This window comes from Psittacicella gerlachiana (assembly GCF_003585965.1).
Taxonomy (GTDB): domain Bacteria; phylum Pseudomonadota; class Gammaproteobacteria; order Enterobacterales; family Psittacicellaceae; genus Psittacicella; species Psittacicella gerlachiana.
Genome location: NZ_NRJF01000021.1, coordinates 1 through 15,657 on the forward strand (window position 1 = coordinate 1; position 15,657 = coordinate 15,657).

Annotated in this window: 7 protein-coding genes; 5 read left to right on the plus strand and 2 right to left on the minus strand. The window is 36.5% G+C overall.

Features of this window, described 5'->3' with window-relative positions; genetic code table 11:
• Positions 1 to 156: 156 nt before the first annotated feature.
• On the minus strand, positions 157 to 1,884 hold the full coding sequence (gene lnt / locus CKF59_RS00645) for an apolipoprotein N-acyltransferase (RefSeq protein ID WP_119534055.1): 1,728 nt from the start codon (positions 1,882 to 1,884) through the stop codon (positions 157 to 159).
• A gap of 12 nt (positions 1,885 to 1,896) precedes the next feature.
• Positions 1,897 to 3,231, minus strand: a complete 1,335-nt coding sequence (locus tag CKF59_RS00650) for a transporter associated domain-containing protein (RefSeq protein ID WP_119534056.1) — start codon at positions 3,229 to 3,231, stop codon at positions 1,897 to 1,899.
• Between the two features lie 636 nt (positions 3,232 to 3,867).
• On the opposite strand from CKF59_RS00650, the gene thrA reads away from it, so the two are divergent.
• From thrA to CKF59_RS00675, 5 genes are all read left to right on the plus strand, one after another.
• On the plus strand, positions 3,868 to 6,333 hold the full coding sequence (thrA, locus tag CKF59_RS00655) for a bifunctional aspartate kinase/homoserine dehydrogenase I (RefSeq protein WP_119534057.1): 2,466 nt from the start codon (positions 3,868 to 3,870) through the stop codon (positions 6,331 to 6,333).
• Between the two features lie 9 nt (positions 6,334 to 6,342).
• Complete coding sequence (gene thrB, locus CKF59_RS00660) at positions 6,343 to 7,407, plus strand: homoserine kinase (protein ID WP_119534058.1); 1,065 nt, start codon at positions 6,343 to 6,345, stop codon at positions 7,405 to 7,407.
• Positions 7,407 to 8,708, plus strand: coding sequence for a threonine synthase (gene thrC / locus CKF59_RS00665; RefSeq protein WP_119534059.1), 1,302 nt, complete (start codon positions 7,407 to 7,409; stop codon positions 8,706 to 8,708). The genes thrB and thrC overlap by 1 nt, the downstream gene beginning before the upstream one ends.
• A 223-nt stretch (positions 8,709 to 8,931) precedes the next feature.
• Positions 8,932 to 9,750 carry a tRNA (guanosine(37)-N1)-methyltransferase TrmD gene (gene trmD, locus CKF59_RS00670; RefSeq protein WP_119534060.1) on the plus strand — a complete coding sequence of 273 codons (819 nt, stop codon included), beginning with the start codon at positions 8,932 to 8,934 and terminating at the stop codon, positions 9,748 to 9,750.
• A gap of 1,214 nt (positions 9,751 to 10,964) precedes the next feature.
• On the plus strand, positions 10,965 to 15,657 hold a 4,693-nt coding region (locus tag CKF59_RS00675; protein ID WP_147397088.1), incomplete at its 3' end, for a beta strand repeat-containing protein.

A 15,657-nucleotide genomic window follows, 5' to 3' on the forward strand; every position in this document is an offset into this window, starting at 1 on the left:
TAACGCTATTTTTTTATTTGAAAAGTTAAAAAAAATATCTTATTGTCTTTAATTGTAGAGCTAAGTTAACCTCCCATGTTGAGCATGGGAGGTTAACTTAGATAAAAAGGCAAAGACTTTATCGATTTGATTAATTGCTCTTTTTAGGTTTGAGCATTAAACATTACGATTATTTCTCGTTACTAGACTAACTGATATACGAATAAAGCCTACTGCGAGTAAGAATAAAGCTGCTAAAGCAAAGTTCATTAAACGACTATATTCTTGATACGGAGTTACTCCGGTAGCATTATAGTAGTTACCTACGAGTACAGCTGCTTGATTCTGAGGTAAATAGTTTTCAATTTGCCCTTGAGGATTAATAATTGCAGTAATCCCATTATTGGTCGCTCTTAGGGTATAACGTTGACTTTCTAAAGAGCGGAAACGAGCCACATTTAAGTGTTGAGCAGGACCTTGTTCATGCCCAAACCAAACATCATTACTAATGTTAATGAGAACGCTAGTGTCTTGATTAATTTGACGGATTAATTGCTCACTAAAGAGAGCATCATAGCAAATAATCATCGCTGCTTGACTAAATTGAGTTTTGATATTAGGTTGATACTTGTTTCCTGCAATAAAAGGACTAGCTAATTGATTTTCAATCCCAGGAATTGGAAGATGTTTAATTAACCAAGCAAAAGGTACATATTCACCAAAAGGTACAAGATGCTCTTTGAGGTAAGATTGGATTAAGGTATCTTGCCCATTGAGCTCTTCTACACGATTTGGAGCATTTACTGCTCCTGGTAGTACTGCTGGATTAGTAAGTACTAAAGCCGCATTGTAATTATTGATTTTTTGTTCTTCGGTTTTAACCGCAAGAATCCCAAGAACTAAATCACTGTGAGTGAGAGTTAAAGGTTGATAAATACTACTTAAGTAACCTAGAGTTGAAGCAACTAAAGGATGTTGAGCATAAGCAGGATTATTATCGAGAGAATAAAAACTCATTAGTGCCGATTCTGGTAAAATCCATAATTTAGGCGGTTGAGTCACATTAGGATCATTTAAAGTCTTGCTAATTAGGTTACGGTAGGTTTCTACCATTGCCGGTTGATTTTCGAGTTGTTCACGGTTATGAGAACTAAAGTTAGGTTGTACAAGAGCGACACTAATTGGAGTTTTACTTAGATGCGTATATTGATGGTGCATAAAATGAAAACTCACAAAAGCTACACTTAAAAGGAATAGAGCAAGAAAATCGGTACGCCAACTAATTCTTAACTGACGATCAATAGTTTGTCGACGTAAACTCATTACCATAGGTTGTTGACGACTGATAATGATTTTATGAATTAAGGCGTAAACAAAGGTAATAAAGGCAATTTGGAAGAATTGCACTAAATAAGTCCCACCTATAGGAGCAAGATATACCCCAAGTTGGTTGGTATTGGTATAGGCAAAATTTAACCAAGAAAAATTAGCTACAAGGTTATACCAAAGATAAGTTGCTCCACTAAAGAGTAAAGGGAAGAGAATAAAGCTTCTTGCCCGAGCATTCCAAAGTACAGCAATAATTAGGGATCTAATCCCCAGTCCTAAACTTATAGCCAATACCACAAGTTGACTTACCCCAAAAGGTAAGTCTCCAAAAAAGTTTAAAGCTTGATTCATCCAAGAAAGGGTCGCAAAACTAAAAGCTACATCCCAAACATAGGGAATAAGGTAGCTACCTCGTTTTGGACTTGCCTTAATTTGGAAAAAGAACACATAGAAAAAGAGGCTAACATATAAGGCAAAGCTATTATAGTAAGGAGCAAAGCCTAAATAAGCAAAGTAACCGGTAAAGGCTGCTAGTAGTAATAATGGAATTCTTGCTCCCCAAGTTTGTATAATCATGGTGAGTCTCCCTTATTCCTTTGAGGCTTGATCTTTAGTTTCTAGGTTAGGTGTTGCTTGAGCTAGAGATGTCTCAGTTGCCTCTTGTGGTTGTTGAACTTCTTGCGTTGCTTTTTCGGCTTGGGACACCGCTTCTTGAGCTTGTTTTACCGCTTGCTCGGCAACTTCAAGAGCTTGGGCTTGACTTGGTTCTTGGGCACTAATACCATCTTGAGCCATTTGTTCAACAATTTTTGCTTTTTCTTTAGCTTGTTCTGCTTTTTGACTAGCTTGCTCTACTTTTTCTTGAGCATGAGCATAAGCTTGTTGATTTACTTGAGGTTCTTGCTCTTGCGCTCCTTCTTGATTTGCGAGTTGATCTTGGAGCGAAGTTGCCTTGTCTTCAAGGTGTTGGGCTACCGAAGCCACCGCTTCGGATTGATTATTTAACTCGCTTAGTTCTTTATCAAGTTTTACAGAAAAATCTTGTAACGCACGAATACGTAGTTTTAAGATTTGACGGTCATTTACTTGAGTAATGCGAGCATTTAATTTACCTTCGAGTAATTCTACGGACTCATTACGGATTGGCATGTGTCCGAGGAGACCAAAAACATATCCCCCAATAGTATCAAACTCATTTTCTGAGAGTTCTACACCAAAGGCTTCGTTAAAGAGATAAATTGGAGTTTTGGCAAGAACATCAAATGAAGTTTTGCTTACTTGTTGAATAAATTGATCTTCTTTATCAAATTCGTCTGAGATATCCCCAACAATTTCTTCGAGAATATCCTCAATAGTAATTAACCCTGAGATTTCTCCAAACTCATTTACCACTAAAGCAAGATGAGTATGTGAGCTTTGGAATTCTTGTAATAAAGTAGTAACGTGTTTGGTTTCTGGAATAATTTTAATAGGTTTAGAAATTTGAGGTAATGTGAGTTCGTCTACTTGCTGGTCAATTAATACTCTTAAGAGGTCTTTGGTAAAGAGTAAACCTATAGTTTCTTGATCTTCATTATTATCATCAAGAATTGGATAACGACTACGTCCATATTCTAAGACTTCATCTAAAACTTCACGTAAGCTTTGCTCGGCTTCAAAGTAATCTATATGAGCACGAGGGATCATGAGATCACGAGCACGGAGATTACTAATGCTTAGTACGCCTTTGAGCATTTTTGCAATGTGAATATCAAGAGCTTGGTTTTTATGTAAATACTCAATCTGTTGTAAAAGATCACTTGCAGACTCTACAGAACCTGGTTTATTAGTGAGAGAGGCAATAAGTTTTTGGCGTCCCTTATTAATAAGTTCTTGGGAAGCAGCTTTGATTTTTTCGAATTTTATTTTTTCTAATAAAGACATGTATAAAAAAACTGTTTGGTTGTGCCATTACTTATGGTTAATCCTTAGACAAGGAATAAAGCTATGGCAAAAGGTTAACGTATACTTAATGGCTATTATTATATAATAAAGCTCTAGGGAGATGGTTATAAGTTGAGTTAGACTAAGCTAATAGTTACGCATAGTAACTAAACTTTTAGACAAGGGAAGAGCTAAATTTATCTTATCTAAAAATTATTTTTTATTTTTAACGCTTATATATCAAAAGTTTAGCTAGGATATGGTGGATAACTCTATTTTATCTTGTTTTTCTATGTTAATATAAAATTATTAAGAACAGATAATTTTTTAAATTTTTAATTTTGTTAAATTTTTTGCTGATTAAGGTAGAGATTTATGTTGGTACAACTTACAACCACCACCAGTAAATAGACTAGCTGATTTACAGGTGGATAGAACATTTATTTGTTAGTTTTTATAACTTCCAAAATAGAGTATTTCTATGTATCTGCAAGTAGTTAGTCTGATCGTGTATAAATGGTGGCTAGCTACTTTAGGTGTGGGTAAAAAATCTCTCCTTTCCCATAAAAAGCGAGCCATCGGGCTCGCTTTTTTGCGTTTTTGTGATTTCAATTTGCTTACTAATAGGTTTTTAATATGAAAGTTTTAAAATTTGGTGGTACTTCGGTAGCTAATGCTTTAGCCTTTGCACAGGTAGCCAAGATAGTGCGTGCAGCTTATGAACAAGAAGGAGTAGCGGTAGTTCTTTCTGCTCCGGCAAAAGTAACTAATCTTTTACATGCTGCTATAGGACAAGCTCAAGCTAATGGTACCTATCGTTCTTCATTAGGAGCTGTCGAAGATATAGTTTATAGCATTGCTCAAGGTTTAGCTCTTCCTGAAGAAAAAGAAAAATGGCTCGTAGGTTTAGGTTCGATCTTAAATGAAGTTGAAGCTAGCCTAAAAGCTCTCGCTGTAAATAAACAAATTAGTGATGCCGAGTTCGCCTATGTTGTAAGTGCAGGTGAGCGTTGTTCGATTTTCTTAATGGCTCAATATCTCGAGCAACTAGGGCAAGCAACTGATGTAATTTTACCTTGGGAAGTTTTTGTTGCCAATGATACTAATTACCTTGAAACTAGCGTAGATGTTTTAGCTTCCAAAGAACGTTTTAAAGCTTTAACTTTTGCAAGAAAAACTATTTATTTAATGCCAGGTTTTACTGCAGGGGATGCGCAACAACAAATTATGCTCTTAGGCCGTAACGGCTCGGATTACTCAGCAGCTCTTTTAGCAGCTTGTGTAGAAGCTAGTGCATGTGAAATTTGGACTGATGTTGATGGGGTATATACCTGTGATCCAAATCTAGTTGAAGATGCCTTATTACTCCCAGAACTTTCGTATCAAGAAGCCATGGAATTAAGCTACTTTGGGGCTAAAGTTCTGCATCCAAAAACTATAGCTCCAATTGCCCAATTTAAGATTCCTTGCTTAATTAAAAACGTTAATAAACCGGAGTTAGCAGGAACTTTAATTGTAGATGCAAGTGAAGTCAAAGCTTCTAAACAACATATTAAAGGGATTACAGCGTTAAATAATATTGCCATGTTCAATGTTTCGGGACCGGCAATGATTGGACAAGTGGGAATAGCTGCAAAAATCTTTGCGACAGTTTCAGCAGCCGGAGTTTCTTTAGTACTTATTACTCAAAGTTCTTCAGAGTATTCGATTGGTTTTTGTTGTCGTGAAAGCGATGCTAGTAAATGTTTAGCGGCTCTAGAGCAAGAGTTTGCGAGCGAAATTGCTTCAGGAGCTTTAGATCCAATTGAAGTACATCATGATTTAGCTATAGTGTCAGTAATTGGGGATAATATGAAACACCTCAAAGGGACAGCTGCTAAATTCTTCTCCGCTTTAGCTCAAACTAATGTAAGTATTATTGCTATTGCTCAAGGTTCTTCTGAGCGTGCAATTTCTACGGTAATTCGTGGAAATCAAGTTATAGAGTCGGTAAGATCTACTCACCGTATGCTCTTCAATTCAAAGAAGATAATTCGTGCTTATATCGTGGGCGTTGGCGGGGTTGGAAGCGAGTTAATTTCGCAAATCTTACGCCAAAAAGAATACTTAGCAAGTAAAAATATTGAAATTTCAATTTGTGGAATTGCCAATAGTCGTAAATGGCTTTTAGATGCTAAAGGACTAGAGTTAGATCAAAACTGGCGTTTACGTTTAGAAGAAGAGGGTGTAGAGTATACTTTATCTGATTTTATTCGTCGTGTAGAAATTGATCATGTGGTAAATCCGGTATTTGTAGATTGTACTTCGAATCAAGGTATTGCTGATAGCTATGTACGCTTATTACAAGCAGGCTTTAATATAGTTACGCCAAATAAAAAAGCTAATACTTCTTCTTATGCGTACTACCAACAAATGCGTGAAGTGGCACAACGTGAACAACGTCGCCTCATGTATGAAACTAATGTTGGAGCGGGGTTACCGGTAATTGAAAACCTCCAAAACCTCATAGCTGCTGGCGATGAAATTGAAAAATTTAATGGGATTCTTTCAGGTTCACTCTCGTATATTTTTGGGGAATTAGAAAATGGTACGCCATTATCAGAAGTAACTGCTAAGGCTCGTAAACTAGGCTTTACTGAACCTGATCCACGTGATGACTTATCAGGGCAAGATGTAGCCCGTAAGCTCTTAATCTTAGCTCGTGAAGCTGGTTTAGAATTAGAACTAAGTGATATTCTTGTTGAACCTGTACTACCGCAAGATTTTGCTCAAGGTTTAAGTACCGAAGAGTTTATGGCAAAATTACCGGAGTTAGATCAAGCCTTTGCTGAACGTGTAGCAAGATGCCAAGCTGAAGGTAAGGTAATGCGCTATGTGGGACAAATTGATCATGGTAAATGTGCGGTAAAAATTCTCGAAGTAGAAGCAGATGATCCTTTATACAAAGTAAAAGGTGGAGAAAATGCTCTTGCTTTCTATACTCGTTACTATAATCCAATTCCATTACTCTTACGTGGGTATGGTGCAGGAAATGATGTAACAGCAGCCGGAATTTTCTCAGATATTCTACGTACTTTACAAAGTTACGGTAGCGTAAAATAAGGAGATTAAATGAAAGTAGCAGTGTATGCCCCAGCTACTTCCGCTAATTTAAGTGTGGGTTTTGATTTATTGGGGTTAGCCGTAAAATGTGTTGATGGCAAAAAACTTGGAGATATAGTAGTAGCTGCGGATTTTGAGGAGCAAGATGTAAATCTTGCTTCCTCAGAGCAGCCTTCTGTAGCTTTTTATGGTAAAGGTAAGTTTATCGGTAAGCTTGGAACTAATCTAAAAAGTAATTTGGTTTATCGAGCTTATGAACTCTTTAAAGCCCAGCTAGAGCAGTTAGGCTTAGAGATTAAACCGGTAACTTTAACCCTTTATAAAAATATGCCTGTGGGATCGGGGTTAGGGTCATCTTCATCCTCATCTGTTGCTGCTCTCGTGGCATTGAATGAATTTCATGGGCAACCTCTTGATAAAACTACGATGCTTACGCTCATGGGCGAACTTGAAGGGTTAGTTTCAGGCTCTCCGCATTATGATAATGTTGCTCCCGCATATTTAGGAGGCTTACAACTTATGTTGCCTGCAGCCTATGCTCCTTATCCTGGAGCAAAGCCTTGTGCCCTTAAAGAGGGAGAGCTTACTTTAAGTCTACCGCCAGTATTTGCGAATTGGTATTGGGTACTCGCTTATCCTGGAATTGTGGTAAAAACCGAAGAGGCGAGAAGAATTTTACCTGATGCTTATAGCCGTAGCCACATAATTCAACAAAGTGCGTTTATGGCAAGTTTTATTCATGCGGTGCATACTCAAGATAATGAGTTAGCAGCACGCAGTTTACGTGACTTTGTCGCTGAACCTTATCGTGAGCAGTTACTACCTAATCACCAACATCTACGTGAGTTGTTATTTACCCATGGAGCCAAGGCTTGCGGGATTTCGGGTTCGGGACCGACCTTTTATGCTCTTGCTCCAAGTTTAGAGGTAGCTCAAGCCTTAGAGCAAGTATTTAAGCAGCATTATCTACAAAATGCAGAGGGCTTTGTCCATATTTGCCAAACAGATTTTGTTGGAGCTCAAGTATTAACTGAAGAAGAATTTACGCAATTTTTACAAGCAGAGGAACACTAATGCAATTGTATAATATTAAACATCCTGAAGAAAAAGTATCTTTTAAGCAAGCGGTCTTACAAGGGTTAGGGCGTGAGCAAGGATTATTTTTTCCTGAACAATTACCAGAATTTACTCCAGAGCAAATTGAAGAACTCTTAGCTTTACCTTTTGTTGAGCGTGCAGCTAAAGTTCTTGAAGCTTTTATTGGTGATGAATTTACCTCTGCGCAAATTCAAGAATTAGCCGAGCAAGCGTTTAACTTCCCTGTACCTGTAGTTCAAGTAAGTGAAAATGTATATACTCTTGAGCTTTTCCATGGTCCAACTCTAGCCTTTAAGGATTTTGGGGGACGCTTTATGTCTCAAGTGTTACGTTTATTAGCACAAGAGCGTAAGATTACCATTTTAACTGCAACTTCTGGGGATACTGGGGCAGCGGTAGCTCATGCCTTTTATCAAGTACCAAATATTGAAGTAGTCGTACTTTACCCTAAAGGACGTATTTCGGAATTACAAGAAAAACTCTTTTGTACTTTAGGAGAAAATATTAAAACTATTGCCATAGATGGCGATTTTGATGCTTGTCAGGCTTTAGTAAAACAAGCGTTTGATGATCAAGAGTTACGTGAAGCTATTGGCTTAAATTCAGCAAACTCAATTAATATTAGTCGTTTACTCGCACAAATTACTTACTACTTTGAAGCCTATGCTCGTTTACCTTGTAAGCAGCAAGTAGTAGTAAGTGTGCCTTCGGGTAACTTTGGGAACTTAACTGCAGGGTTATTAGCTAAGGCTTTAGGTTTACCGATTTATCAATATATCGCAGCGACCAATGCTAATGATACTGTACCTCGCTATTTAGCTTCAGGTAAATGGGAGCCGGCAACAACTAAGGCAACTCTATCTAATGCTATGGATGTCTCACGTCCAAATAACTGGCCTCGCATTGAAGAGTTATTTAAAGTAAAAGGTTGGCAGTTTAAGCAAGATTTATTCTCCGCTCCTGTAAGTGATGAGCAAACAGCGACAACCATTAAAGAACTAGAAGCCTTAGGTTATCTTTCAGAACCTCATGGAGCGGTAGCTTATCAAGTTCTAGCTCAACATTTACAACCAGGGCAAGTTGGAGTATTCTTAGGTACAGCTCACCCAGCTAAGTTCAAAGCTGAAGTGGAAAATATTCTTGGTAAAGAAATTGACTTACCTGAGCAGCTGGCGAAGTATAAAGATCGTCCACTACTTTCAGAGAATTTCCCTGCGGACTATGACGTATTAAAAGCATTTTTATTAGCTCATACAGAGGCTGCTAAAGCTAAATAATGGTAATCAAGAGCTTTAAGCTAATTGAAAAAATTACCTCTTGCATGACTTTTGTTAGAGTCTAAAAATTATTAATAATGCAAATTAAAAAACTTCTAGCTATTTGATGAGTAGACTTTTACTCAAATAATCAAGAGGCTAGAAAGTGATTTTTCTCGAGCTCAAGATCTTCTTGAGCTCTTTATAGTATAATAGGCAACAAAAAACTAACTAAGGATTAAGCATGAGTCAAAAGTGGTTTGGGGTAATTACAATTTTCCCCGAAATGTTTAAAGCTATTTCTGAGTGGGGAATTACCAAACAAGCTCTTAAAGCTGGCTTATATGAATTAGAAACTTTTAATTTGCGAGATTATACTACTGATAAGCATCGCACCGTTGATGATCGTCCTTTTGGTGGTGGTCCTGGGATGCTTATGAAGATCGAACCTTTAGAGCGAGCTTTAGAAGCTGCCAAAGCTCGAGCTGCGAGTAAAGGAAAAGCGGTAAAAGTGATTTTCTTATCCCCACAAGGACAAGTATTTCAGCATCAAGCTAGTGTTGATCTTGCCCAGGCAGAGGATAATTACATTTTTATTTGTGGACGCTATGAGGGAATAGATCAAAGATTTATTGATCGCTATGTAGATCAAGAATGGTCTTTAGGAGATTTTGTTCTCACGGGTGGGGAATTAGGGGCTATGACTATGATAGATGCCATTATTCGTCATCTTCCTCAAGCTTTAAATACTAAAGAATCAGCAGAGCAAGATAGTTTTGCTAATGGTCTGTTAGATTGTCCGCATTATACGCGTCCTGAAGTCTACCATGGAGAAGGAGTGCCCGAAGTCTTAATGTCAGGGCATCATGCTAAAATCGAACTTTGGCGTCAAGAGCAGTCTTTACGTCGTACTCTTGAGCGTCGTCCCGAGTTAGTAGCTCGTCTAGAAGAGCAAGGGCAATTAAGCAAAACTCAAGTGAGTCTTTTAGCTCAAATTCGAGGCTTACCTGATCCTTATGCTAAAAGAAAACGCAAAAAGGCAAAAGAGCCGACAAGCAACTAAGCAAAGCTACAACTAACTAATGAGGAAAATTAACCGAAGCAGTAAAATAAATCGTAGCGGTAAAATAAACCAAAGCGGTAAAATTAATCTAACCTGTAAAAAAGTCTAAAAAAACTTTAGCTAATTGAGAGTTAATCGTAACCTAATTAGGAGACAAAAAAGTCGAGCAATTAGTTATGCCTTTTTGCAAAATTAAAGGTGAGTAAATTTCGCAAAACTAAGAAAAACTTTTTTCTTTGCCTGAAAAAAATTATTTATTTTTTGGTTGAAATAAAAATTTTTAGGGCTATATATGTTATAAGACTAATTTTAGTCTAATATAGAGAAGCAGTTTGGCTTCCTTATTTTGTGTATATCTATATTTAAGCAGTACTCTTTTGTGATAAGAGTACCATAAACTTTGCCAGCAAATCTTGAACGCAGTATTTTTCATTCGGGGTTAAGTATTGCCTTTAAAAGAGCATGGCATAATTTGCATATTGGTAATAGACTTTGCGTTTGACGCAAAGCTTTTGGTAATTGTCTAAATTTATATTTAAGTTATTTAATTAAATTTTTCTCAACTGAAACAAGTCTCAGCTTGGCAAAAATTTGAGTTTTTACAAAATAAGAAACTTTGCTGATGCTTTTGCTCCTAGAGCAAGAGCAGAGAATGCAGTTTTGTCGTGTAGAAGAGAAGTAATAAATCCAGCTTACAGTTTTGTAAGTTGGGCTTTGTTATCGCTAAAATTTAACTTTTATCTCTAGATAAAGAGCAAATAATCATCTTTCTTATGAAAATAATATAGGTCAAAACTCATAGGGATTATTTGTTACTTGATCTTAGTTGAACTTGATTTGTTAGTGTATTTAGTAGCTCTAACCTTATCCTTAACTTAAGCAGTTGGCTTTGGTAAAAAACTAAATTTCAAGCAAAGCTGAATAAAATAGATTTTGCTTAAGTAGGGATAAATAAAGATGAACTTGACTTGGTTTTGGCAAATATATGTAAGTTAAGTCAGTTCCTTACAAGTAACTAACGACAAGTGAGGTTATTATAAAGAGGTAAAGAAGTTAAGAGTAAAAAGAGCGAACTCTAAAAATACCTCAAAATTATCTTTTCTTGGTAAAAATTTCTAAATAACTCTCAATTTTCCTTCCTTTATTCAAGTTATCCTCATCTTTTTCCTCAAGGTTTGTTCGGAAAACAGTTTATGTTTTGTTGAGCAAACAGTATGAATAAATTATATAAACTAAAATTCAATCGTCGTACCGCTTCTTTGGATGCTGTATCAGAATTAGCAACCAGTGCCGTCTCGACTACGAATAAACAAGAACAAACAAGCAAAGACCTCAATCTTAAAGCGGTGTTTAATAGCTTAGCTTCAGGTCTTTTAGTTTCAAGCTTAATTGGAGCTACGGTTTCTTCAGCTCAGGCTTCAAGCGCTCGTACAGGGATGAATGTAGTTGCTGGTTCAGTAACCGTAACTGTGGATGGAGCAACCACCACTATTGCTACTACCGGTACGACCATTATTAACTGGAATACTTTTAATATTAATGAAAATGAAATTGTAAAATTTTTACAAGAATCTTCAAACTCAGTAGTATTAAACCGTATTCTTGGGGGAAGCATCTCTGAAATCCTTGGTACCCTATGGTCAAACGGGATTGTCTTTATTGTTAACCCAGCGGGTATTGTTTTTGGTGCTAATTCAGTAGTTGACGTAAATGGCTTAATTGCCTCAACCCTTGATATTAGTGATGAAGATTTCCTTAATGGGAACTATGTGTTTAATCAAGATAAAGATAAAGCCATAGCTTCAATTATTTCTTCAGGGATTATTAAAGTAAGAAGTGATGGTACTCTTGCTTTAATTGGGGGCAATGTTGTAAATACTGGGGTGCTCGAAGCTAAAGATGGTACGGTTTACCTTCTTGCAGGTAATAGTATTACGATTTCGGATTTAAACAATCCTTTAGTTTCTTATACTGTAACAGCGGGTAACCGTGCAGTTAACCTCGGACAAATTATTGCAAAAAGCGTAACCATGTTAGCAAATAAAGTCGCTAATGGTTATACTTCAAGCTCAGAGTTTGCTGATATTATGTCGAACTATGCGACTTCAGCAACTAATGCAACTATTTCAGCTTCAGGTGAAGTAGTACTGTATGGAGCTTCAGAATCAACTGAAACTCAAACTTTAAATCAAACAGAAGCACAAGTTACTGGAAATCGTACAGGTTTAGTTGTAAACAATGGGACGATTAATGTTTCTAATGCTTCAGGTACTGCAGGTACAGTAAAACTCCTAGGGGACAATGTTTCTCTTGAAAACTCTTCAGTAATTAATGCTTCTGGAGATGTAGGGGGAACGGTATATGTAGGGGGAGATAGTGCGGGTAATGGAACTCTCAAACTCGCTGCGAATACCAGCATTGCGAATGGTTCGGTAATTAATGTATCAGGGGATACTGGAAATGCCGGAGCAATTTATGTTTGGGGTAACTATGCTTCTATAGGTGGTACTTTCTTAGCTCAATCTAATGGTGCTTACGGTGGTTTCATTGAAACTTCAGGTAAGACATTAAATATTAGTAACTCTACCTATATTAATACTTTATCGCAATTAGGCAGTAACTACACAGGTACTTATCTATTAGACCCAGATGTATTATTTGTGTATCATAATTCAACGTCTTATTATGGCTCTGAATATTCTGCTTACAATAGTAATCTGCAAACAACTCTAACTTATACCGATCTATCTGATGCTTGGATAATTAGTCAATTATCGACTACTAATGTTACTTTAACTGCTAATTATCAAATCTATTTATGGTCGGGAGTAAATATTACTTCTTCAACTAATAATTCTCTTACTCTGTGTGTAAGCTCTTCGATAGGTAGTTTAGATAGTATTCACTTAGAGAATACCACTATTAACATTGGTGGAAGCTTAAACCTTTATGCGTATGGAAGAATTGTAGTTGATTCTGGTTCATGTGTAACCGTTAGAAATAATTCTACGATTAACATGACCTCAAATACTGCAAATATTACGGTTATTAACTCTACGATTAATGGTACAGGTACAGTTAATTTAAATGCAAGTTGTGGTACAGTTTCTTTAATTAATGGTACGGTGATTAACGCTTCTACCCTTAATGTTAATGCCTTATCTTTAAATGTAACTAATAATACCACTGCAACTATTAGTACTCTAGCGGCTGCTGTAGGGAATTTAACCGTAAACCAAAGTAATATTTCTGGTGGGAATGCAAGCTTTAATGTAAGTAATGCTGCAAATATTAATGGTTCGAACATTAATGTAACAGGAAACTTAAGCTTAACTACTTACCAAAACGGTAATATTTCAAACTCAAATATCTCGGTAGGAAATTACTTTATTTGGGCTGCGAATGCGGGGAATGTGATTTTAAATAATACTAATTTAACCGCAAACGCAAGTGCAAGTACGGCAATTAATATCTATACTATGCTTACCGGTAACACCACAGGTGCTTATACGGGAGCTAATACCTCTTTTAATATTAGTAATTCGAATTTAACCGCTACCAATGGTGGGGTACGTATTTACCAAGTAAGTACGGGGTCGAGTTCTACTTATGTAATTAATAATACCAATATTACTGCTAATACCTCGAGTTCTTCAGGGGTAATTAACCTTGTAAATGCTCAATATGCGGTAAGCGGAAATATTACCAACTCAACCTTAGTCGCAAACACTACCGCAATTACTTTCCAAGCTAATGGTAGTCTTGATAATGTTACCTTTAACTCAACTTGTAGTACTTCAATTAAGTATACGCCGGTAATTACCAAGTGGAATGGTAACATGAGTAATGTAACCATTAATTCTAATGGTACTGTAAGTATTACTTCTGATACTACGAGTTTAAATATTACGAATTTAACCGTAAATTCAACTGGTAATGTAAGTATTGTTGAAGGTGGTAATGGTTCGAGCGTAAGCTTAATTAATTCTACGGTTAATGTAACCAATGGTTCATTTAGTTATACCGGAAATACTACCAGCCTAAATGTAACGGATACGAAAGTAAATACTTCAGGTAACATTGGTATTTCTGCAAATAGTGCTAATATTACTAATTCGACCTTAACCGCTGGTGAAAACCTTACGGTTAACACGACCAATTTAACCGTAAATACTTCATGCTTAACAGCAGGAGTAAACTTAACTTTAAACTCAAGTTTAGTAACTAATGTTTTAAATTCGACTTTAGTTGCAAATGAAACTGCAAATGTTAGTGCGTCGAATACTACCAACTCTACAACTAATATTACGAACTCAAGTGTAACTGGTAATCGTACTTTAGTACGTGGTCGTGACATAGTAGTAAGCAATTCTACGTTAGTTGCAAATAACAGTGAAATTTCGGTAGGTAATACTTCAACCCAAAATGTTACTCTAGGTAATGGTACGACCTTAACTACGAATAACAGCAATAGCAATACTACGGATGCGGATATCGGGGTATATGCTGCTGCGAATTTAAACGTTACGAATACGAGCTTTAACTCTGCACGTGACTTAAACTTATCAACCAGTACGGGTTCAATTATCCTTAATGGGACAACTAATGTAAGTATTAATGTCGCACGTAGTCTTAACCTCACCGCAAATACGGTTAACATTAGTAATACTACTGTAAACGTAGGAAGTACGATTGGCGTAAATGCTGGAAATACGAGCATTATTAATGCAACTTTAAATGCGGCTGATAGTGTAAGCGTGGTAGCAACAAGAACCGCAAATATTACTAATTCTACTTTAAATTCGACTAATGTTGCTCTACAGGCAATTAATGCGAATCTAAGTAATGCAACTTTAAATGCAAGTAATAATGCGAATGTTAATGCAACTAATGTAAACTTTACGAACTCGACAACAAACGCTGCTAATGCAACCGTAAATGGTAGTAATGTTAATTTAAGTAACTCTACCTTTAATACTACAGATATTACTGTTAATGGTAGCAATGTAAATGTTACTAATAACACGAGCATTAATTCATCAAATAGTGCTTTAGTAAATGGTAGCAATATAAACTTTAGTGATGCTCAAGTAAATGCAACTAATACGACCGTAAATGGTTCAAATATTAATGCAAGTAATGCAAGCTTTAATGGAACTAATGTTACTTTAAACGCAAGCAACAACTTAAATTTAACTAACGGCACTACTGCTAATGCTACTGAGAATGCAACCATTTCAGGTCTAGACGTAAATCTTGATAATGCAAGTGTTAATGCAACTAATGCAACGGTGGAAGCTGATGGTAATGTAACCTTAAGTAATAACACTAAAGTAAATGCAACTAATACTACGGTAAGTGCTGCTGAGAATGTAACCATTAATAATGCAGTGGTAAATGGTAGTGCTTTAGCTTCAGTTTATGGACAAAACCTCGTTCTCAATAATGCCACAGTTTACTCGAGTCAAGGTGATGTAAATCTAGGTAATGCTTCTACTGAAACTATTACGGCAAGTAATGGAACTAATGTTACCGCAACTAATGGTAATGTAAGCTTTACCGGTAGTGAAGAGATTAATTTAAGTGAAGTTAATGTTACTTCAGGTTTAGATTTAAATCTAACTTCAGCAAACGGTAATGTTGCCTTAACTGGTAGCTCAACTTCGAGTCTAAATGTAGGACGTAGCTTAAATGTAACGGCAAGCAATGTTTCAGTTGTTAACCAAACTTTAACCGTAAACGGTTCAATTGGTTTAAACGGAACTAATAGTGTAACTGTTGACAATGCAACCGTAAACGCAACCAATGGTAGCAGTAATATCTCTGGTGGTAACATTAGTGTGGTTAATGGTTCAACCGTAACCTCAAGTGAGAATACAACTCTATCAGGAACTAATGTAACTTTAG

Bases quoted from the DNA above. Each gene is read 5' to 3' on its own strand.
- thrA (WP_119534057.1), top strand. From the start codon at position 3,868: ATGAAAGTTTTAAAATTTGGTGGTACTTCGGTAGCTAATGCTTTAGCC.
- trmD (WP_119534060.1), top strand. From the start codon at position 8,932: ATGAGTCAAAAGTGGTTTGGGGTAATTACAATTTTCCCCGAAATGTTT.
- CKF59_RS00650 (WP_119534056.1), bottom strand. From the start codon at position 3,231: ATGTCTTTATTAGAAAAAATAAAATTCGAAAAAATCAAAGCTGCTTCC.
- thrC (WP_119534059.1), top strand. From the start codon at position 7,407: ATGCAATTGTATAATATTAAACATCCTGAAGAAAAAGTATCTTTTAAG.
- thrB (WP_119534058.1), top strand. From the start codon at position 6,343: ATGAAAGTAGCAGTGTATGCCCCAGCTACTTCCGCTAATTTAAGTGTG.
- lnt (WP_119534055.1), bottom strand. From the start codon at position 1,884: ATGATTATACAAACTTGGGGAGCAAGAATTCCATTATTACTACTAGCA.